This window comes from Rhodoferax sp. GW822-FHT04A08, from assembly GCF_058801025.1.
Genome location: NZ_JBXAMW010000003.1, coordinates 409988 through 430960, shown reverse-complemented (window position 1 = coordinate 430960; position 20973 = coordinate 409988). Strand labels below are relative to the sequence as shown.

Sequence of the window (20973 nt, the reverse complement as noted above, 5' to 3'; positions counted from 1 at the left end):
CGTATCGGCCATAAAAAAAGGGCACTCGCGTGCCCTTTTTTCGTTGCGCGGCTTCTTATGCCTGCGTGGTTTCTTCGAACGGCAACGTCAGGTTGCGCAGATCGCGTTTGGTTTCCACCAGGATCAATGGACCCTCGTCAAGCACCACGGGAGCGGGGCGCTCGCGTGGCACATGCACAGGCTGGGGCTCTGCCGCAATGGCGGCCTGCACCTGGGCAACACGCTCCGGGTCGGAGTTCACCCATTGCAGTCCCGAACTTTGGGCGACCTGGATCAACTCGTCCTTGGGCAGCGCATAGGCCGTCACCTTGGGCATGGCGCTTTCCGTTGCAACGGCTGCCACACTACTGGTCTCGGGCACTGCGGCAGCGGCTGGTGCTACAGGCGCAGCAACCGGCGACGGCGCGACTACGACTGCGGGCGCAGCTTCCGCAACAGCGGCTGGCGCGGCAACGACAGCTGCCGGGGCCTCTGGTGTGGAAAAGTAACTGCCTTGCACCTCATTTGCTGGCTGCTGGTCGGCATTTTCCTGGCGCGGAGCGCGTTCGCCACGGGGACCGCGGTCACGGCCATAACGGTCGCGTGAGCGCTTTTCGCGTGGTTCTCCGGTGCTATTACGGCGCTCACCGGATTCCGCATCCATAGCGGCATTTCCTTCGACCGGTGCCACGGCTGTTGGCTCGCCTTGGCCTTCAACGGGCGCGTTTGCCGCATCAGGACGGGGGCCGCGGTCGCCACCACGGCCACGTCCGCCGCGACCACCACGGTTGCCGCGACCTTCACCGCGAGCGCCTTCAGCTCCTTCGCCAGCCTCGTTGCGGTTGCCGTCGCGATTCTCTTCACGTTCGCCGTTACGGGCGTCGGCTTCTACAGGTTCCGCGCGTTCGGGGCGGTTGTTGCGGTTGCCACGGTCGCCACGCTCGTTGCGGGGCGTACGTTCGGGGCGTGGCTCCCTGTTGCCGTTTTCCTGGTTCGCAGCCGCACTGGCTTGTTCCAGGCCCACGCCTTCCACGACTACCGGTTTGCCTTCGGCATCGAAGCGCTCGCGTTGTGCGCCGCCGGAACGCTCGTTGCGTCCACCGCGTCCGCCACGGTTGCGGCCTTCACCGCGTCCGCCTTCTCCACGGCCCTCATTGCGTTGACCTTCCGGGCGATCACTGCGGCCTTCGCCGCGTGGTCCGCCATTGCGTCCACCTCGGGCACCGTCACGTGGATTGCGTGGCTCGCGCTTTTCCTCCGGTTTGGCGACGGGAGCTGCAACCGGCGCAGCAGGTGCAGGTGCGTCAGCACCGAACAGGGACTTGATCCAGCCGAAGAAACCGGCAGGTGCCGGTGCTGCCACGGGGGCCACCGGTTTGACGGCTTCCACCGGTGCCTTGGGCACTTCGGGCTTGGGTGGCGCAACAGGAGCCGGCGCATCGGGCAGCACGCCCTTGATCACCGGGGTCTGCTTGTTGGTGGGCTCTTGCGAGCGACGGGTGACGCCCGTGGGGTCTTCCATCTCGTCGGCCATCTTGTAGCTGGCTTCGATGTTGTCCAGACGGGGGTCGTCGTGCTTGAGGCGCTCGAGCTTGTAGTTGGGGGTTTCCAGCGTCTTGTTGGGAACCATCAGCACGTTGATGCGTTGCTTGAGCTCGATTTTGGCGATCTCGGTGCGCTTCTCGTTGAGCAGGAAGGAAGCTACGTCCACAGGCACCTGGCACAGCACGGATGCGGTGTTGTCCTTGAGCGACTCCTCCTGGATGATGCGCAGGATCTGCAGGGCGCTGGATTCGGTATCGCGGATATGGCCGGAACCGCCGCAGCGCGGGCAGGGAATCGAAGCACCTTCCGACAGGGCGGGGCGCAGACGCTGGCGGCTCATTTCCATCAGGCCGAATTTGCTGATGGTGCCGAACTGCACACGGGCGCGGTCCTGACGCAGCGCATCGCGCAAGCGGTTTTCCACTTCGCGGCGGTTGCGGGACTCTTCCATGTCGATAAAGTCGATCACGATCAGGCCACCCAAGTCACGCAAGCGCATCTGGCGGGCTACTTCGTCAGCAGCTTCCAGGTTGGTACGTGTTGCGGTTTCCTCGATGTCGCCGCCCTTGATGGCGCGGGCCGAGTTCACGTCCACCGAAACCAAAGCCTCGGTATGGTCGATCACGATGGCACCGCCGGAGGGCAGTTGCACCGTGCGGGCGTAGGCGGATTCGATCTGGTGTTCGATCTGGAAGCGGCTGAACAGCGGGGCATCATCACGGTAGCGCTTCACGCGGGCTGCGTGTTCGGGCATGACGTGGGCCATGAACTGCTGGGCCTGTTCGTACACGTCATCGGTGTCGATCAGGATGTCGCCGATGTCGTGGTTGAAGTAGTCGCGGATGGCGCGGATCACCAGGCTGGACTCCTGGTAAATCAGGAACGCGCCCTTGGCGCCCTTGGCGGCGCCATCGATGGCGGACCAGAGTTTGAGCAGGTAGTTCAGGTCCCATTGCAATTCAGGGGCGCTGCGGCCGATGCCGGCGGTGCGCGCGATGATGCTCATGCCGTTGGGGTATTCGAGCTGGTCCAGTGCTTCCTTGAGTTCGGCACGGTCATCGCCCTCGATGCGGCGCGATACGCCACCACCACGGGGGTTGTTGGGCATCAGCACCACATAGCGGCCGGCCAAGCTGATGAAGGTGGTGAGGGCGGCACCCTTGTTGCCGCGTTCTTCCTTTTCCACCTGGACCAGCAGTTCCTGGCCTTCGCGGATGGCGTCCTGGATGCGGGCATTGCCTGCGGACACGCCTTGTTGGAAGAATTGTTTGGAGATTTCCTTGAAGGGCAGAAAGCCGTGGCGGTCTTCGCCGTAGTCCACAAAGCAGGCTTCCAGGGAAGGCTCTACGCGGGTGACCACCGCTTTGTAGATATTGCCCTTGCGCTGCTCGCGCCCTTCGATTTCGATTTCGTAGTCGAGGAGTTTTTGTCCATCGACAATGGCCAGGCGGCGTTCTTCAGCCTGCGTGGCGTTGATAAGCATCCGTTTCATGGAGTGCGTCCTTCTTCAGTTTCAACATGCCCAAAATGGGCTAACGATGCCTGGCAGACGAACTGAAGTGAGGAGGAATTGCCGGAGAACTTCGATTTACACGAGGTGTCGAAGCGTAGGCGCGTGGATGGGAACGAGGGGGTGCGTCTGTGCATATGCTTTCGGACGGAAAGCAGATGACTCCATCTTCAGGGGGGCTGGGATCCGACGCATGGTTTCCCTCGGTGCGAAAACGCACCGCAGGCACATGCACAACAGTCTCCACAACACAAACATCTCGTTTTTATCCGTTTGCAAACCGTGGGCTTGCAAACTTGGGGTATTCCGTATCAGGGTTTCAATTCGTCGGATTGACCGCTTTGCAGACTGCCATCACACGCAGGTGGCGGATGATTTACAGGCTGGCCAAGGCGGCGGCATCGACCTTCCAGCGCTACTGAAAATGGGGTCTGGACTAAACTCCAGCTAAATCAACCACTTACAGCGCGTCGCTAGTGAAACACATTATAGGGGGCAAACCGGATTCTTCCGCCCCCCAATCCAAAACACTGACCGTGGACGAAGATTCCGCGGGCCAACGCCTGGATAACTTCCTGATGCGCCAGCTCAAGGGCGTGCCCAAGACCCACGTGTACCGCATCATCCGCAGTGGCGAAGTGCGTATCAACAAAGGGCGTGTGGCCGCAGACTCGCGCGTCCAGACCGGTGACCTGGTGCGGATTCCGCCGATCCGGCTGTCGGAGCGTGCCGAAGAAAAAGCCCAGGCCATGGCGTCTACAGCCGGCAAGGGCGGGGGCTTTGTGCCGGCCAAGGACTTTCCGGTGCTGTTCGAAGACGACTACTTTCTGGCGATCAACAAGCCTGCCGGGGTCGCGGTACACGGCGGCTCGGGGGTGAGCTTTGGCGTGATCGAGCAGCTGCGCATGGCCAGACCGCAGGCCCGGTTTCTGGAGCTGGTACACCGCCTGGACCGGGAAACCTCGGGAATATTGCTGATTGCCAAGAAACGTAGCGCCTTGAAAAACCTGCAAGACCAGTTCCGTGACCGTGAGACCGGCAAGACCTACCTGGCCATGGTGCTGGGTATCTGGCCAGAGCGCCTCAAGGTGTTGGACAAACCGCTGCACAAGTACCTGCTGGCGGCAAAAGACGGCGCCGCGGAAGGGGAACGCCGCGTCAAGGTTGTGGCCAAGGACGATCCGGACGGCATGCCTTCGCTGTCATTGGTCAAGGTGCGTGCCACCACGGAACCGCAAGCTGCACATGCCTATTCCCTGCTGGAGGTCACCATCAAGACCGGGCGCACGCATCAGATCCGAGTGCACCTGGCCTCCGAAGGTATGCCCATTCTGGGAGACGACAAATACGGCAACTTTGAGGTCAACAAGGAACTGGCGCGCGGCAATGGCCCTGGAAGTCTGAAGCGCATGTTCCTGCATGCCTGGCGTTTTGCGTGCAATCACCCCGCCAGCGGCGAGCGCTTGGAATTGCGGGCAGAATTGCCAGCTGACCTTTCCGCCTTTGTGCGGCAGGTACTCCCGCCAACCGCCTAGCGCCAGATTCCCATGACCCAAGCAGTATCCGCCAGACGGCGCCAATTCGACCTGATTGCCTTCGACTGGGACGGCACCTTGTTCGACTCCACTGCCATCATCACCCGCTGCATTCAGGCCGCGGTGCGGGACGTGGGCGGAACGGTGCCCAGCGACACGGACGCGTCCTACGTCATCGGCATGGGCCTGATGGCCGCCTTGGCACATGCTGCCCCCGATGTTGCCCCGGAGAAGTACCCTTTGCTGGGTGAGCGTTACAAATTCCATTACACCGCCCGTCAGCATGACATCAGCCTGTTCGAGGGCGTGATTCCCATGCTGCACGCGCTCAAGCAACGCCAACATTTTCTGGCGGTGGCCACAGGCAAAAGCCGGCGTGGTCTGGATGAAGCATTGGCACGGGACGAATTAAAAGGCCTTTTTGATGCCTCCCGTACGGCGGACGAGACTGCGGGCAAACCGCATCCGCTGATGTTGCAGGAGTTGATGGCCGAGTTGGATGTAGCGCCTGAGCGTACCCTGATGGTGGGCGACACCACCCACGACCTGCAGCTCGCCTTGAATGCAGGCTGCGCCAGCGTGGGCGTGAGTTACGGTGCCCATGACCATTCGGCGTTTGAGCCACTTGCGCCACGTTTTGTCGCGCACTCGGTGGCAGAACTGCGGCAATGGCTGCTGACGCACGCCTGAGGTAACTAAGGCCATGGCTGATACTTTTGAACCGCAGGTGATCCCGCTATGCAACTCGCAGGATCTGGTCAACAGTGGCGAGGCCGTGCCTTTTGACGTGGTGTATTGCGGGCAGACCTGTCTGGCGTTTGCCATCCGCTATGACGCGCAGGTATACGCCTACCTCAACCGCTGTTCCCACGTACCCATGGAAATGGATTACCAGCCCAACCGTTTTTTCGATCTGACCGGCCACTGGCTCATTTGCGCCACCCACGGTGCCACCTACAGCCCCCGGACCGGCGCCTGCCAAGGCGGGCCTTGCCGGGGTGGACTGGTCAAGATTGAGGTCTCCGAGCGTGATGGCGTGGTGCACTGGCATACTGCACCTCAACTACACCCCGTGAATTTCTGACATGACCGAGCCAAATCTCCCCAGCGGCAACGATACAGACACCAACTCCAGCGCAATCCCGGGCACGGCTGCGGCCTGGGAGCGTGCCACCCTGGAAAGGCTGGCGATGGCGACGCTGATAGAGCAGCGCCAGGCTCGCAGATGGCGCAACGGCATTCGCATTGCATGGCTGGTCTTTGTCGCTGCGGTGGCGTGGTTTGGCTGGGAGCGTGGTGCAGCACCTGCGGATGTGTCTAAACCCCATACCGCAGTCATTGAGATCAAGGGTGAAATTGCGGCAGGTGGAGATGCCAGCGCGGAGCAGGTGGTGTCCTCCATGCGTAGTGCCTTTGAAGATTCGGGGACCCAGGCGGTGGTGCTGTTGATCAACTCGCCTGGTGGAAGCCCGGTGCAGGCGGGCATCATCAACGACGAAATCCACCGCCTCAAGGCCAAATACCACAAGCCCGTGTATGCAGTGGTGGAGGAGATGTGTGCCTCTGCGGCTTACTACATTGCATCAGGAGCCGACAAGATTTTTGTGGACAAGGCCAGCATCGTGGGCAGCATCGGGGTGCTCATGGATGGCTTTGGTTTTACCGGTCTGATGGACAAGCTCGGCGTCGAGCGTCGACTGATGACCGCCGGTGAAAACAAGGGTTTTCTGGACCCGTTCAGCCCGCAAACCGAAAAGCAGCGCGCCTACGCCCAGACCATGCTGGACCAGATTCACCAGCAGTTCATCGGCGTGGTCAAGGCGGGACGAGGCAATCGCCTGAAGGAAACGCCGGAAACCTTCAGCGGTCTGTTCTGGACAGGTCAGCAGGCCGTGGAAATGGGGCTGGTCGATCAGTTGGGCAATCTGGATTACGTGGCCCGTGAGGTGGTCAAGGCAGAGGACCTGGTCGATTACACCCGCCGCGACAACGTTGCAGAACGTTTGGTCAAACGCTTTGGTGCCTCCATTGGTGAAGGTTCGGTACACGCCCTGAAACTGACGCCGTCGTTGCGCTGACGCTCAGCGCCCGATCGCAAATACCGTCGGGATGCTGTTGTCCAGCGCCCACGGTTTGTTTTTCCAGTTTTTCACTAAATCACTGTGGCAGTGCGCGCCGGGCAGCGTAAGGCCGCTTGCCGTAGCTAGGCGTGTGTTGTGCTGGAGGCTCTGCAACAAGGTTTGCAGCAGCGCGGCATTGCGGTAGGGCGTTTCAATGAAGATTTGGGTCTGACCGGTTTTGAGCGCCAGCGACTCCAGCTCCCGAATTTTTTGTGCCCGCTCTGCGGGTGTAGCTGGCACATAGCCCACGAAGGCAAAACTTTGGCCGTTGAGTCCACTGGCCGCCAGTGCCAGCAGCAGCGACACGGGCCCCACCAGCGGCACGACGGGAATTCCCAGATCGTGTGCGGCCCGCACCACGGATGAGCCCGGGTCTGCAATGGCAGGCATACCGGCTTCGCTGACCAGGCCCATGGCATTGCCGGTCAGCGCAGGTTGCAGCATATGGCGGGCATCAAAGCCGCCGCCGTGGTCCCCCTTCTTGTGCACTTCGCGCGGCAGTTCCTGCAGTTGCATGGACTGAAGCGGCAGGCACAGGGGGTGTGTTTCGTGAATGCGTTTGAGGTAGGCACGCGTGGATTTGGCGTTTTCGCAAATCCAGTGGCTGATGCCGGATGCTACTTGCAAGGTTCCTGCAGGCATGGACGCGCCTAGGGCCACGATTTCGTCGCAACCAAAGTCAAGCGGTGCCGGGACCAGATAGAGCGTGCCGGTGTGTTGCTGGGCGCCGGTTGCCGGATTTGGGGAGTTCATGGGGTCGGGGCCGGTCAAGCCAGCAAATCCAGGCCTGCCGCACGCAACATGGTCGCGGTGCGGATCAGTGGCAGCCCCACCAGGGCTGTGGGGTCATCATTCTCAATGCTTTCAAGCAGGGCGATCCCCAGCCCTTCGCTCTTGGCACTGCCTGCACAGTCATAAGGCTCCTCCGCACGCAGATAGTTTTCAATTTCCGACGCACTGAGGTTGCGGAACTTCACCCGCACCGCTGCAAGCGACTGTTGCTGGAAACCGCTTTCCTTGCAGACAACCGCGACCGCCGTTTGGAATACCACCACCTTGCCGGACATCTGTTGCAATTGCAGGACGGCGCGCTCATGGGTACCCGGTTTGCCCAGTGGCAATCCGTCCAGATCGGCCACCTGGTCGGAGCCGATCACAATGGCCTGCGCAAACCGGTCGGCAACCGCCATGGCCTTGGCCAGAGCCAGTCTTTGCGCCAGTGAGGCCGGGTTTTCACCGGCCAATGGTGTCTCATCGACATGGGGCGATTCCACGGTAAATGGAACGTGCAGGCGTTCGAGGAGCTCGCGTCGATAGGCCGATGTGGAGCCCAGAATGAGTTTTCTGTTCTTGGAAGGTTGCATTCCCCGATTCTCTTACACTGACCCCATGAAACATGAATTTGCACCACAGCACTTGCACATTGCCGCCTTCGCAAAGGCTGCAGGTACCTTGGCTGGTGAAGAACAACTGAGCCATTTCGAACGTTTGATGGATCAGAGTCAGGGCGTGGGAGGTGAAACATTTGTCACCTACTCAGCGCGCGGGGAAGTGCGTACGGACGCAGCAGGTCTGGATGAGCCTTGGGTGCATTTGTCGGCACAGGCCTCACTGGCTTTGGTGTGCCAGCGCTGTCTGGGGCCGGTGGATATGCCGGTGGAATTCGAGCGGGATTTCCGCTTTGTGGCGTCCGAACATCTGGCCGAAGTGGAAGATGAGGAGTCCGAAGAGGATGTGCTGGTGCTGAGCAAGTCCTTCAACCTGCTGGAACTGATTGAAGACGAGTTGCTGTTGGCCACGCCGTTGGTTCCCATGCATGAAGTGTGTCCGGAACCCGTCAAATTGCAGGCTGCGGACCCCGACTTCGAGGAGCCGCCCGAGGAAAAGCCCAGTCCATTTGCCGTGCTGCAGCAACTCAAGAAAAAGGATGCTGGCTGAAAGCACAGGAATAGGCTATAATCTGAAGCTTCGCGTGCGGAACCAGCCGCGTTTTTACCAACCTCAAAGTGTTGCAACCTGTGCAGCACCCATTGCCCAGGAGCCGAAAATGGCCGTTCAACAAAACAAGAAATCTCCTTCCAAGCGCGGTATGCACCGTTCGCACAACGCTCTGGTTGTGCCCGGAATCGCCGTTGAGCCGACCACTGGCGAAACTCACCTGCGTCACCACATCAGCCCCACCGGTTTCTACCGTGGTCGCAAGGTGTTGAAGACCAAATCCGAAGCCTGATCCCAGCGCTTCCAGCGAAGCCCGAAGCTACACACCTGTAGCGACGGGCTTTTTTTATGGCGAATTTCGCCGGCTAATGAGACCTATTTGAGACATCTCCGTGATAACCATAGCTGTTGACTGCATGGGTGGCGACCATGGCCCCAAGGTGACGCTGCCGGCCTGCACCCAGTTTCTGGATGCGCATCCGCAAGCCCGCTTGGTGATGGTCGGTTTGCCCGAGGCACTCTCGGGGTTTTCGCATCCACGCGCTACTGTTGTCGCTGCCAGTGAAGTGGTTACCATGGATGACCCGCTGGAAATTGCCTTGCGCCGCAAGAAGGACTCGTCCATGCGCATTGCGGTCCAGCAAGTCAAGGATGGTGCCGCCCAGGCTGCCGTTTCGGCAGGCAACACGGGCGCATTGATGGCCATATCGCGCTACGTGCTGAAAACGCTGGACGGCATCGAGCGCCCCGCGATTGCGGGCCAGATTCCCAATGCCACCGGTGGTGCGACCACGGTGCTGGACCTGGGGGCCAACGTGGACTGCAGCGCCGAGCACCTGCTGCAGTTCGCCGTGATGGGGTCGGCCTTGGTGTCGGTCTTGAACGACGTAGAGTCGCCCTCTGTTGGTTTGCTCAACATCGGCGAAGAGGCAATCAAGGGCAATGAAGTGATCAAGCGCGCAGGCGAATTGCTGCGGTCCGCCGGCAATTCTGGCGATCTCAATTTTTACGGCAACGTTGAAGGCAACGACATCTTCAAGGGTGTGGTGGACATCGTGGTTTGCGACGGCTTTGTTGGAAACGTGGCGCTCAAGACCAGCGAAGGTCTGGCTTCAATGATTTCGGGGTTTCTGAAGGCCGAATTTTCCAAGAATATTTTTACCAAATTGGCAGCAGTTGCTGCTTATTCGGTGCTGAGTGCGCTGAAAAGACGTGTGGATCACCGCCGTTACAACGGCGCTGCGCTGCTAGGATTGCGCGGGCTGGTTTTCAAAAGCCACGGGTCGGCAGACCAATTGGCCTTCGTGAATGCGTTGAACCGCGCGTATGATGCTGCCCGAAACAACTTGTTGGACCGCGTTCAGGTTCGTATAGCCAAAGCAGCGGCGCTTTTGACGGCGCCCGTGGCCACATCGTGATTTGAACGGAAGTCTTTCCACATACCCATGACACGATATTCGCGAATTACAGGCACCGGCAGCTATCTGCCTCCCCGCCGACTGACCAATGCGGATCTGGTGGCCGAATTGGCCGCCAAGGGCGTTGAGTCCTCGGATGAATGGATTGTCGAGCGCACCGGAATTCGGGCACGCCATTTTGCGGCGGACGGCGTGTTCAGCAGCGATCTGGCTTTGGAAGCTGCCAAGAGCGCCTTGGCCGCGGCGGGCCGAACCGCCCAGGAGATCGATCTGATCATCGTGGCTACCAGCACGCCGGATATGGTGTTTCCCTCCACGGCTTGCATATTGCAGAACAAGCTGGGTGCGGCAGGTGGTGCAGCGTTTGATCTGCAGGCCGTGTGCTGTGGATTTGTGTACGCCCTGAGCGTGGCCGACTCCATGATTCGCACAGGTGCTGCCACCAAGGCATTGGTCATTGGTGCGGAAGTGTTCTCCCGCATTCTGGATTTCACCGACCGCACGACCTGTGTGCTGTTTGGCGATGGCGCTGGTGCTGTGGTTCTCGAAGCTTCAGACACGCCAGGCATCTTGGCCAGCGACCTGCATGCTGATGGCAAGCACGTCGGCATTCTGTGTGTCCCCGGGCACGTTTCTGGTGGCCATATCCTGGGTGACCCTCTGCTGAAGATGGACGGTCAGGCGGTTTTCAAATTGGCCGTCGGCGTGCTGGAAGACACAGCGCGCGCCGCTTTGGCCAAGGCGGAGCTATCGGGTGCCGATGTCGACTGGCTGATTCCCCATCAGGCCAATATCCGCATCATGCAAAGTACCGCCCGCAAGCTCAGGGTGCCTTTGGACAAAGTGGTTGTGACTGTGGACCAGCATGGCAACACATCGGCTGCGTCCATCCCGCTGGCTTTGGACAGCGCGGTACGTTCGGGTCAGGTCAAGCCTGGTCAAACCCTTCTGCTGGAAGGCGTTGGAGGCGGCTTCACCTGGGGCGCTGTGGTTCTGAAGTTCTGAGCTTCTTCGTCAATGCCCGGCGCTGACCGGGCCATCATTTTTGAATTGCCATGAAGAAATTTGCATTTGTTTTTCCCGGTCAAGGTTCGCAGTCGGTGGGCATGCTCGATGGATGGGGTGACCATCCTGTGGTTGCAAGCACATTGCAGGAGGCCTCAGATGCGCTGGGAGAAGATGTGCCCAAGCTAATACACGAAGGTCCCAAGGAGGCGCTGGCACTCACCACCAACACCCAGCCGGTGATGCTGGTCGCGGCGGTGGCGGCGTACCGCGTATGGATGACCGAAATCGGAGTGCAGCCCGATGTGGTGGCTGGACATTCGCTGGGCGAGTATTCGGCTTTGGTTGCGGCAGGTTCTCTGACCCTGTCGCAGGCCGCCCCTCTGGTGCGCCTGCGTGCCCAAGCCATGCAGGATGCCGTGCCGGTAGGCACCGGCGCCATGGCGGCCATCCTGGGTATGGATGCTGCGCGTGTTGCATCCGGTTGCGCCGAAGTTACCGCGTCCTTTGGAGCGGGCTCTGCCGAAGTTGTACAGGCGGTGAATTTCAATGATCCGGCACAAACCGTGATTGCTGGCAGCAAGGCTGCCGTGGAAAAGGCTTGTGAAGTGCTCAAGGCCAACGGCGCCAAGCGCGCTTTGCCGCTGCCGGTGTCTGCCCCTTTTCACTCCAGCCTGATGAAGCCAGCCGCAGAAAAATTGCGCGTCCGTCTGGCAGAAATCGAAATCCTCGAGCCGAAAATCGCGCTGATCAACAACATTGACGTTGCAGTGCAAACCCAGCCGGATGCAATCCGTGACGCACTGTACCGCCAGGCCTTTGGTCCGGTACGGTGGGTGGAATGTGTTCAGACCATCAAGGCGCGTGGCATCAGCCATGTGGTGGAATGTGGGCCCGGCAAGGTGCTGGCAGGCATGGTCAAGCGTATCGACGCGGAAATGACCGGTGCAGCGCTGTTTGATCCGGCAACCTTGGAAGAAGCAAAAGGAGTCTTGGCATGAGCGATGCCCAAGTAGGAGCGCAAGTTGCGCTGGTGACGGGTGCGTCCCGAGGCATTGGTGCTGCAATAGCGCTGGAACTGGCACGCAAGGGATTCAAGGTCGTTGGTACCGCGACGACCGATGCAGGCGCTGCCGCCATTCGTGAGGCCTTGTCCGGATTTGCGGGATGCGATGGCCGCACGCTGAATGTGACGGATGGTGCCGCAGGCGACGCGCTGGTGGATGCCGTGACGAAGGAGCTGGGCGGTCTGCACGTGCTGGTGAACAACGCCGGCATCACCCGAGACACGCTGGCCATGCGCATGAAGGACGAAGACTGGGATGCGGTGCTGGACACCAATCTCAAGGGCGTGTTCCGCATGAGTCGCGCCGTGATGCGCACCATGATGAAGCAGCGCTACGGGCGCATCGTTAACATCACCTCGGTGGTGGGGGCTTCCGGAAACGCGGGGCAAGCCAATTACGCTGCTGCCAAGGCGGGTGTAGCCGGGATGACCCGTGCATTGGCCAAGGAGCTGGGTTCACGCAACATCACGGTTAACTGTGTGGCGCCTGGCTTCATTGAAACCGATATGACGGCAGGTCTGGGCAAAGAACAGCACAAGGCCTTGCTGACCCAGATTGCTGTCGGGCATCTGGGTAAACCTTCCGACATTGCCCATGCAGTGTGTTACCTTGCTTCGCCTGAAGCCGCTTACGTTACCGGGCAGGAATTGCACGTTAACGGCGGCATGTATATGTAGTATTTTCATAAGCCGATTAGTCCGTTCGGCAGCCCGGTTGGGGAACCATCCCCGACGGGGTAAAATCTCGGATTCTTTTACAACCCTCAGAGGGAACACATGAGCGATATCGAAGTACGCGTCAAAAAAATCATTGCCGAGCAACTCGGTGTTGAAGAATCTCAAGTCACCAACGAAAAGGCATTCGTGGCCGATCTGGGTGCCGATTCTCTGGACACAGTGGAACTGGTGATGGCTTTGGAAGACGAGTTTGGAATTGAAATTCCCGACGAAGACGCTGAAAAAATCACGACCGTGCAAAACGCCATCGACTACGCCAATACGCACAAGAAGGCCTGATAGGTCTCTTGCTGCGGCGTTAGCGCATGGGCCTGAAGATCTGGTGAAACCATCAGACGGTCGGGCCCATTTCTTTTGCACCTTTGCCCGCCGTCAGGCGGAGTTTCTTTGACAAACTGCTGAAACCTGATTTCTATGGCCCGTCGTCGCGTTGTTGTCACTGGTTTGGGATGCATCAGTCCCGTAGGTAATACGGTTCCTGAGGCCTGGGCCAATCTGCTTGCTGGCAAGTCCGGCATTGGCACGATTTCCAAGTTCGATGCATCTGCCTTTTCCTGCCAGATCGCTGGCGAGGTGCGTAACTTCGACTTGGACTCGTACATGAACTCCAAGGAGGCGCGAACGATGGATACCTTTATCCATTACGGTATCGCCGCCGCCGTTCAGGCCGTTAACGATGCGGGCTTGCCCACTGGCGACGCTCTGGGCGAAGAAGAGGCAACCCGAATCGGTTGTGTGATTGGCTCCGGCATCGGTGGCTTACCTCTTATCGAGAGCACGCATGCCGAATACACGGCACGTGGACCTCGCCGTATTTCCCCCTTCTTTGTTCCTGCCTCCATCATCAACATGACCTCCGGTCATGTATCGATGCGTTTCGGCTTCAAGGGACCCAACATTGCCATCGTCACCGCTTGCACGACCGGCCTGCACTGCATTGGTGAAGCTGGTCGGATGATTGAGTATGGTGACGCCGATGTGATGATTGCAGGCGGTTCCGAAGCCACGGTGTCTCCTCTGGGAGTGGGCGGCTTCGCATCCATGCGCGCACTCAGCACCCGCAACGATGATCCGGCCACTGCTTCGCGTCCCTGGGACAAGGACCGTGATGGTTTTGTCCTGGGTGAAGGCGGTGGCGTTGTGGTTCTGGAAGAGTACGAGCATGCCAAGGCACGTGGCGCGCGCATCTACGCAGAATTGGCAGGCTTCGGCATGAGTGCGGATGCCGGCCACATGACTGCTCCCAATATGGATGGTCCGCGCCGCGCGATGGTCAACGCCATGCGCAATGCTGGCGTGAACGGCGACCAGATCGACTATCTCAACGCCCATGGAACTTCCACGCCGTTGGGCGACATCAACGAGAGCAACGCCATCAAGGCCGCTTTGGGTGATGCGGCCAAGAAGGTCGTGGTGAACTCCACGAAGTCCATGACAGGCCACTTGCTGGGTGGTGCCGGCGGACTGGAGTCAGTCGTGACGATCCTGTCCATCTACCATCAGAAGAGCCCGCCAACGATCAACCTGTTCAATCAGGACCCTGAGTGCGACCTGGACTACTGCGCCAATACAGCGCGGGACATGCGTATCGACGTGGCACTGAAGAACAACTTCGGCTTTGGCGGAACCAACGGTTCCCTGGTCTTCAAGCGCATCTAGATCACTATTGCGCAAGGCCCATGCATCGGGCTCCTGCTGTCAGTTGGAACGTCGGGCCCGCGGCCTGGCGTTTGCATTTTCTGGTCCTTTGGATCGCGTGCGGCGGGCTTGTGGTGACCCTTTATCTCGTATTGCAGCCTTGGGGCATTCGCGCTGCGACCTTAATGCTGGTCTTTCTGGGAAGTGTGCTGTATGCCGTTGTGGTCCAACGCAAAGGCAGATCTGGCATGCTGCGCTGGGACGGTGAGCATTGGTATTGGTCCGGTTTTGAAGACCAGAAGGTTAGGCACGTGACCTGCGTGCTGGATTTGCAGCGTCGGGTATTGCTGCGTATGCAAGACACGACCGGTAAAGTCCACTGGTTGTGGCTACAGTCGCAGGCGATGGATTCTCGTTGGCTTGCGTTTCGAAGAGCTGTTGTCTGCGACAGGTCTGGTAGAGGTCAGGACGCCGCTGAATCACTTCGGTAATCGTTTTGTAAAGGCTCTTGCAGACAATCCATGCAACCCTACATAAGGCTGTATTTGCGGGCATTCGCCTTTTTTCTCAAGATTGGAAATACACAATGAACATTCGGATTTTGGGCACGTTGCGAACAGTCTTGGCGGCAATGGGTATTGCTGCTTCATTCTCGGTTATGGTACTTCCGGTGCAGTCGGCCCAGGCGCAGTCGCGCACCCTGCCAGACTTCACGGACCTGGTGGAGCAGGTCGGCCCGTCCGTGGTGAATATCAGAACCACGGAAAAGGTAGCCATTCGCTCACAGCAAGGCGCTCCAGGTGAGGAGGAGATGCTGGAATTCTTCCGTCGTTTTGGTCTGCCGCTCCCCAACATTCCCAAACAGGCGCCAAAGAAGAGCCAGCCGCAACAGCCTCAGGAAGAGGATCAGCCCAAGGGCGTTGGTTCGGGCTTCATTCTCTCAACGGACGGCCTGATCATGACCAATGCCCACGTGGTGGATGGGGCCGATGAGGTGCTGGTTACGTTGACTGACAAGCGTGAGTTCAAGGCCAAGATCATCGGTGCCGATGCGCGCTCCGATGTGGCCTTGGTGAAAATCGAGGCGACCGGCTTGCCCGCCGTGAAGGTAGGCGACGTGGGCCGTTTGCGGGTAGGGGAGTGGGTGATGGCCATTGGCTCTCCGTTCGGGCTGGAGAACACCGTGACCGCGGGCATTGTGAGTGCCAAGTCGCGTGATACGGGCGACTACCTGCCTTTCATCCAGACCGATGTCGCCATCAATCCTGGCAATTCGGGCGGTCCCCTGATCAACATGCGCGGTGAAGTGATTGGCATCAATAGCCAGATCTATTCGCGCTCTGGCGGCTTTATGGGCATTTCCTTCGCCATCCCCATGGATGAAGCCATTCGCGTGAGCGATCAACTGCGCGCGACCGGGCGGGTGTCCCGTGGCCGTATTGGCGTTCAGATCGATCAGGTCAGCAAAGAGGTTGCCGAGTCCATCGGTCTTGGCAAGCCCATTGGTGCTCTGGTGCGTAGCGTAGAGCCCGGCGCTCCGGCAGACAAAGGTGGTATCGAGGCTGGCGACATCATCACCAAGTTTGATGGCAAGCAGATCGACAAATCCAGTGACCTGCCGCGTATCGTTGGCGGCACCAAGCCAGGCTCCAGGAGCACCGTCACGGTATTTCGCCGCGGTGCCACGCGCGATCTGAGTGTTGTGGTTGCTGAAGTGGAAGCAGACAAGCCGATTGCCAAGGCGTTGCCTGGCAAGGAAGAAAAACCCAAGGCCTCCACCGCGGCGCAGTCCTTTGGCTTGACCGTCGTGGAACTGACCGATGCGCAAAAGAAGGAGCTCTCCGTCAAGGGTGGAGTGCGGGTGGACTCCGTTTCCGACGCTGCAGCCCGCGCAGGATTGCGTGAAGGAGATGTCATTCTTGCTGCTGCCAATGTGGAGGTATTGAGCGTCAAGGACTTTGATGCGGTGATCTCCAAGTTCGACAAATCCAAGCCCTTGAGCATCCTGTTCCGTCGTGGTGACTGGACGCAGTATGCGATCTTGAAGGCTGTCAAATAAGGTGACGTCACGGTGACACGACCCCATGCCCAAGCGGGGTATGGGGTTGTTTTTTTGCCCCAGGAACAGAATTTTTACGCGGGGCCTGCCGCCATCAGCTATGTAGGCAAACGCTAACTTAACAAGGTGGTTAGCCCGTTTTGGTTAGAATGGAGCACTAAACAAGGATGGTTTGGCTATAAAGAGGACCTGAAAGTCCATGATATGGGATGTTTTTCAGGATCCCACAGGCGATCCACAGTTCGCCCACATGTTGTCCTTTAAGCACCGCCCTGTTTTGTGAATAACTTGTGCATAAGATTTATGTTGTGGACTCACAACTCTGTTTTTCTTCGAATTTTTTGGCTGTGAATCCCGGACTTTTTGCCTACAATGAAGTTCCAACTTTCGCAGTTGCCAAAAGATTGTTGGTTCAGGGCGCGTCCAAACCGGACGCGCCCTTTTTTCTTGTCTGACCGTTTTAATTCAATCACTTGAAGCTCTCCCTTGATGAATCACATCAGAAATTTCTCGATCATTGCGCATATTGATCACGGCAAATCCACGTTGGCAGACCGCTTGATACAGCGTTGTGGTGGACTTGAAGATCGGCAAATGGAAGCCCAGGTTCTGGACTCGATGGATATCGAAAAAGAGCGTGGGATAACCATCAAGGCGCAGACAGCAGCGCTTAAATACAAGGCACGTGATGGCAAGGTCTACAACCTCAATCTGATCGACACGCCGGGACATGTGGACTTCTCGTATGAAGTGAGTCGCTCACTGTCTGCATGCGAAGGTGCACTACTGGTCGTCGATGCAAGCCAGGGTGTGGAGGCGCAGACCGTTGCAAACTGCTACACCGCACTCGACCTGGGTGTGGAAGTGCTGCCGGTGTTGAACAAGATGGATTTGCCGCAGGCAGATCCGGAGGCAGCGAAGTCCGAGATCGAAGACGTAATCGGCATCGATGCCAGTGAGGCAATTCCATGCTCCGCAAAAAGCGGGATGGGTGTGGATGAAATTCTTGAAGCCATCGTTGCCAAGATCCCTGCACCCCGCGGAAATCCGGATGGCCCCCTGCGCGCCATGATCATCGATAGCTGGTTCGACAGCTACGTGGGTGTGGTGATGCTGGTGCGGGTGGTCGATGGACGTCTGGCCAAGGGCGAGCGCATCAAGATGATGGCCTCCGGTGCGACCTACAACGCGGATAACCTGGGCGTGTTCACTCCCGCCAACCAACCACGCGAATCGCTGGAGGCGGGCGAGGTGGGTTACATCATTGCCGGCATCAAGGAACTGCAAGCTGCCAAGGTGGGCGATACCGTCACCTTGATCAAGGGGGGTACCGGTGGTGCGGCGTTTACCGCTACCGAACCACTGCCCGGCTTCAAGGAAATTCAGCCGCAGGTGTTTGCCGGTTTGTATCCGACGGAGGCCAGTGAATACGACTCGCTGCGTGATGCCCTGGAAAAGCTCAAGCTCAACGATGCATCCCTGCACTACGAGCCGGAAGTGTCACAGGCCTTGGGTTTTGGATTCCGCTGCGGCTTCCTCGGGCTCTTGCACATGGAGATCGTGCAGGAACGTCTGGAGCGCGAGTTTGATCAGGACCTGATCACCACCGCCCCCAGCGTGGTGTACCAGGTCATGAAGAGTGACGGCGAAGTCATCATGGTGGAGAACCCGTCCAAGATGCCCGATGTCGGCAAGACGGCTGAAATCCGCGAACCCATCGTGACCGTACACCTGTACATGCCGCAGGAGTATGTGGGCGTGGTGATGACGCTGGCCAACCAGAAGCGCGGAGTGCAGCTGAACATGGCCTACAAGGGCCGTCAGGTGGTGCTCACCTATGAGATGCCCTTGGGTGAAATCGTGCTGGACTTCTTTGACAAGCTCAAATCAGTCAGCCGCGGTTACGCGTCCATGGACTACGAGTTCAAGGAGTACCGCGCGTCTGATGTGGTCAAGGTCGACATCCTGCTCAACGGCGACAAGGTGGATGCCCTGTCCATCATCGTGCACCGTTCGCAGTCGCAGTATCGCGGCCGCGCGGTGGTGGCCAAGATGCGCGAGATCATTTCGCGTCAGATGTACGATGTCGCCATCCAGGCGGCCATTGGTGCCAACATCATTGCCCGTGAGACAATCAAGGCGTTGCGCAAGAATGTGCTCGCCAAGTGCTATGGCGGCGACATTTCCCGCAAGCGCAAGCTCCTTGAAAAACAAAAAGCAGGCAAGAAACGCATGAAGCAAATTGGTTCGGTTGAAGTTCCCCAGGAAGCGTTCCTGGCCATTCTGCAGGTGGAAGATTGATGCAAGCCTTGACCTCCGCCATTCTGGGCGCCTTTGTGCTGTATGCCGCATCCTGGTACTTTGGCCTTGTTGACGGCAACTTTGCGCTGCTCCTATTTCTTGCATCGCTGGTAACCGGAGCCTACTGGCTGGCCGAGCGCTTCTATTTCCTGCCCCTTCGCAAAGCCGCAGTGGCAGCTTTGGAGGCCAATGATGCACAGCGTCGGGCCGAGCTCGCCAAGATGGGCATTGCCCAGGTGGATGGCGATGTGTCGGAAGCCAAAGTGCGTTTGCTGATGCAGCCCTGGTGGCTGGATTGGACGGCAGGACTGTTCCCAGTGATCATCACGGTGTTCCTGTTGCGCTCTTTCCTGTTTGAGCCATTCAAGATTCCTTCGGGTTCCATGATTCCGACCCTGCTGGTGGGTGACCTGATTCTGGTGAACAAGTTCACTTATGGTCTGCGCCTGCCGGTACTCAACAAGAAGATCACCGAGGGCAACAAGCCACAACGCGGTGATGTCATGGTGTTTCGCTATCCGCCAAAGCCCAGTCTGGATTACATCAAGCGGGTGGTGGGCGTTCCGGGCGACACGGTGGCCTATCTGAACAAGCGGCTCACCATCAACGGTGTGGTGCAACCCACCGCTGCGATCCCCGAGTTCTTCGACGAGGACTCCATGCGGTACTTCAAGCACTACGAGGAAGTGCTGGGGGGTGTAAAACACCGCATCCTCAACGACGACGACCGGCCCGCGTTTGTTCCGGGTGCAGATCAGTTTGCCGGACGTGAGGGATGCAGCTATACCATTGAGGGCGTGACCTGCAAGGTGCCACCGGGACAGTACTTCATGATGGGCGACAATCGCGACAATTCCATGGATTCGCGCTATTGGGGGTTTGTACCCGATGAAAATATTGTGGGTAAGGCCATATTCATATGGATGAACTTCAGCCATCCCAAGCGGATTGGTTTCTTCAATTGATATTGCGGGGAAAGATAAATGTCTGAACAGCTTCCGTCCAAGCAACGTGGTATTTCCTTCATCGGTCTGCTCTTTGTAGCCGCGGTACTGGCAATGGCCGGCGTGGTCATTGCGCAGGTATTCCCTACGGCCATTGAATACATGAATGTGCAGAAAGCGGCGCAGAAGGCCGCGACGGACGGCTCGACGCCTGCCGAAATCCGCATGATTTTCGACAAGAATGCCGATATCAACGACATCAAGTCCATCCGCGGCAAGGATCTGGACATCAGCAAACAAGGCGACAAGGTCGTGGTGGCGTTCAGCTACCAACGGGAGATTCATCTGGTTGGGCCGGCCTTTCTGACCATGAAGTACGAAGGTCAATCCAAATAAGGTGGCTGATAGTCTTCAGGAGTTGCAGCGGCGCTTGCAACATCAATTTGCCAATCCGTCCCTGCTTTCCCGTGCGTTGACGCACCGCAGCTTTTCGTCTGATCACTACGAGCGTCTGGAGTTTCTGGGCGACTCGGTCCTGGGACTGGCGATTTCGGCCCTGCTGTATTCCCGTCTGGACAAGCTTGCCGAGGGTGACTTGTCCCGCGTGAGGGCCAATCTCGTCAAGCAAGAGACCTTGCATCAACTGGCCGTGGAGTTGGGGCTTCCCGACCTGCTGCGCCTGGGGGAAGGCGAGGTCCGTTCCGGTGGGCAGAAGCGCCCCTCCATCCTCGCGGATGCACTGGAAGCCATCATCGGCGCGGTCTATCTCGATGCCGGTTACGGCAAGGCGCAGGAACTGGTCTATCGCCTCTTCAACGCGGTAGAAATCAACCCACAGATGGACGCCATTGGCAAGGATGCCAAGACGGCCTTGCAGGAATGGCTGCAAGGGCGCAAGATGAAACTGCCGGTGTACAAGGTCGTAGGCACCTTGGGCGCCGCGCATAAACAAACCTTTGACGTGGAGTGCGAAATACCTGAACTCCGACTGTCTGAACGCGGTATTGGCGGCTCACGCCGTGCCGGGGAGCAGGCTGCTGCCACAGCCATGTTGCAAACACTTCAAACCAAATACCCAACATGAACGCTCCCAAGAAACCATCCACCAAGTCCGCCACCAAAGCACCAGCAAAGGCAGCTGTCAGCGAGGCGCCCACCATCGAAGAGGTGGACCAGC

20 protein-coding genes are annotated in these 20973 nt (G+C 58.7%); 17 read left to right on the top strand and 3 right to left on the bottom strand.

Going from position 1 to position 20973, the window contains the following annotated elements:
* Positions 1-55: 55 nt before the first annotated feature.
* Positions 56-3016, bottom strand: a complete 2961-nt coding sequence (locus tag AC1RMF_RS09245; protein ID WP_493141216.1) for an Rne/Rng family ribonuclease — start codon at positions 3014-3016, stop codon at positions 56-58.
* A 554-nt stretch (positions 3017-3570) separates the two neighbouring features.
* Between AC1RMF_RS09245 and AC1RMF_RS09240 the strand changes: the two genes are divergently transcribed.
* Genes AC1RMF_RS09240 through AC1RMF_RS09225 form a run of 4 tightly spaced genes read left to right on the top strand, consistent with a single transcriptional unit; the run spans position 3571 to position 6647 of the window.
* A complete protein-coding gene (locus AC1RMF_RS09240) occupies positions 3571-4569 on the top strand; it encodes an RluA family pseudouridine synthase (RefSeq protein WP_493141215.1) in 999 nt (332 codons plus the stop codon).
* Between the two features lie 12 nt (positions 4570-4581).
* Entirely contained in the window at positions 4582-5259 is a 678-nt protein-coding gene (locus AC1RMF_RS09235) for an HAD family hydrolase (RefSeq protein ID WP_342616862.1), read from the top strand.
* 13 nt (positions 5260-5272) lie between these two features.
* Positions 5273-5653 (top strand): Rieske (2Fe-2S) protein, encoded by a 381-nt coding sequence (locus AC1RMF_RS09230; protein WP_342616863.1) that lies wholly within the window; start codon positions 5273-5275, stop codon positions 5651-5653.
* A 1-nt stretch (position 5654) separates the two neighbouring features.
* The gene (locus AC1RMF_RS09225) at positions 5655-6647 is read left to right on the top strand and encodes a S49 family peptidase (protein ID WP_493141214.1); all 993 of its coding nucleotides are present in this window, start codon (positions 5655-5657) and stop codon (positions 6645-6647) included.
* 3 nt (positions 6648-6650) lie between these two features.
* On the opposite strand, the gene AC1RMF_RS09220 is transcribed toward AC1RMF_RS09225, so the two are convergent.
* A complete protein-coding gene (locus tag AC1RMF_RS09220; RefSeq protein WP_493141213.1) occupies positions 6651-7442 on the bottom strand; it encodes an SAM-dependent methyltransferase in 792 nt (263 codons plus the stop codon).
* A gap of 14 nt (positions 7443-7456) precedes the next feature.
* Complete coding sequence (locus tag AC1RMF_RS09215; protein ID WP_493141212.1) at positions 7457-8053, bottom strand: Maf family nucleotide pyrophosphatase; 597 nt, start codon at positions 8051-8053, stop codon at positions 7457-7459.
* Between the two features lie 25 nt (positions 8054-8078).
* Here AC1RMF_RS09215 and AC1RMF_RS09210 point away from each other — a divergent pair, with 25 nt between their 5' ends.
* The 13 genes from AC1RMF_RS09210 (at position 8079) to rnc (ending at position 20880) form a co-directional block, all read left to right on the top strand.
* Positions 8079-8627, top strand: coding sequence for a YceD family protein (locus AC1RMF_RS09210; protein ID WP_342616867.1), 549 nt, complete (start codon positions 8079-8081; stop codon positions 8625-8627).
* A 109-nt stretch (positions 8628-8736) separates the two neighbouring features.
* On the top strand, positions 8737-8919 hold the full coding sequence (rpmF, locus tag AC1RMF_RS09205) for a 50S ribosomal protein L32 (RefSeq protein WP_301019432.1): 183 nt from the start codon (positions 8737-8739) through the stop codon (positions 8917-8919).
* Positions 8920-9019: 100 nt separating this feature from the next.
* The gene (gene plsX, locus AC1RMF_RS09200) at positions 9020-10045 is read left to right on the top strand and encodes a phosphate acyltransferase PlsX (protein ID WP_342616868.1); all 1026 of its coding nucleotides are present in this window, start codon (positions 9020-9022) and stop codon (positions 10043-10045) included.
* Between the two features lie 27 nt (positions 10046-10072).
* Positions 10073-11050 carry a beta-ketoacyl-ACP synthase III gene (locus tag AC1RMF_RS09195; RefSeq protein ID WP_342616869.1) on the top strand — a complete coding sequence of 326 codons (978 nt, stop codon included), beginning with the start codon at positions 10073-10075 and terminating at the stop codon, positions 11048-11050.
* Between the two features lie 50 nt (positions 11051-11100).
* A complete protein-coding gene (fabD, locus tag AC1RMF_RS09190; RefSeq protein WP_493141211.1) occupies positions 11101-12051 on the top strand; it encodes an ACP S-malonyltransferase in 951 nt (316 codons plus the stop codon).
* Complete coding sequence (gene fabG / locus AC1RMF_RS09185; protein ID WP_493141210.1) at positions 12048-12794, top strand: 3-oxoacyl-ACP reductase FabG; 747 nt, start codon at positions 12048-12050, stop codon at positions 12792-12794. Before fabD ends, fabG begins: the two co-directional genes overlap by 4 nt.
* Positions 12795-12893: 99 nt before the next feature.
* Entirely contained in the window at positions 12894-13133 is a 240-nt protein-coding gene (gene acpP / locus AC1RMF_RS09180; protein ID WP_087496857.1) for an acyl carrier protein, read from the top strand.
* A gap of 135 nt (positions 13134-13268) precedes the next feature.
* Positions 13269-14513: a beta-ketoacyl-ACP synthase II gene (gene fabF, locus AC1RMF_RS09175; protein WP_342616872.1), complete on the top strand. Its 1245-nt coding sequence runs from the start codon at positions 13269-13271 to the stop codon at positions 14511-14513.
* A 565-nt stretch (positions 14514-15078) separates the two neighbouring features.
* Positions 15079-16551 (top strand): DegQ family serine endoprotease, encoded by a 1473-nt coding sequence (locus tag AC1RMF_RS09170; RefSeq protein WP_493141209.1) that lies wholly within the window; start codon positions 15079-15081, stop codon positions 16549-16551.
* A 489-nt stretch (positions 16552-17040) separates the two neighbouring features.
* On the top strand, positions 17041-18852 hold the full coding sequence (lepA, locus tag AC1RMF_RS09165; RefSeq protein ID WP_493141208.1) for a translation elongation factor 4: 1812 nt from the start codon (positions 17041-17043) through the stop codon (positions 18850-18852).
* Positions 18852-19817: a signal peptidase I gene (lepB, locus tag AC1RMF_RS09160; RefSeq protein ID WP_493141207.1), complete on the top strand. Its 966-nt coding sequence runs from the start codon at positions 18852-18854 to the stop codon at positions 19815-19817. Before lepA ends, lepB begins: the two co-directional genes overlap by 1 nt.
* A gap of 18 nt (positions 19818-19835) precedes the next feature.
* Positions 19836-20192, top strand: coding sequence for a DUF4845 domain-containing protein (locus AC1RMF_RS09155; RefSeq protein WP_342616876.1), 357 nt, complete (start codon positions 19836-19838; stop codon positions 20190-20192).
* Positions 20193-20226: 34 nt separating this feature from the next.
* Positions 20227-20880 (top strand): ribonuclease III, encoded by a 654-nt coding sequence (gene rnc, locus AC1RMF_RS09150; protein WP_446737913.1) that lies wholly within the window; start codon positions 20227-20229, stop codon positions 20878-20880.
* Positions 20881-20973 lie beyond the last annotated feature (93 nt).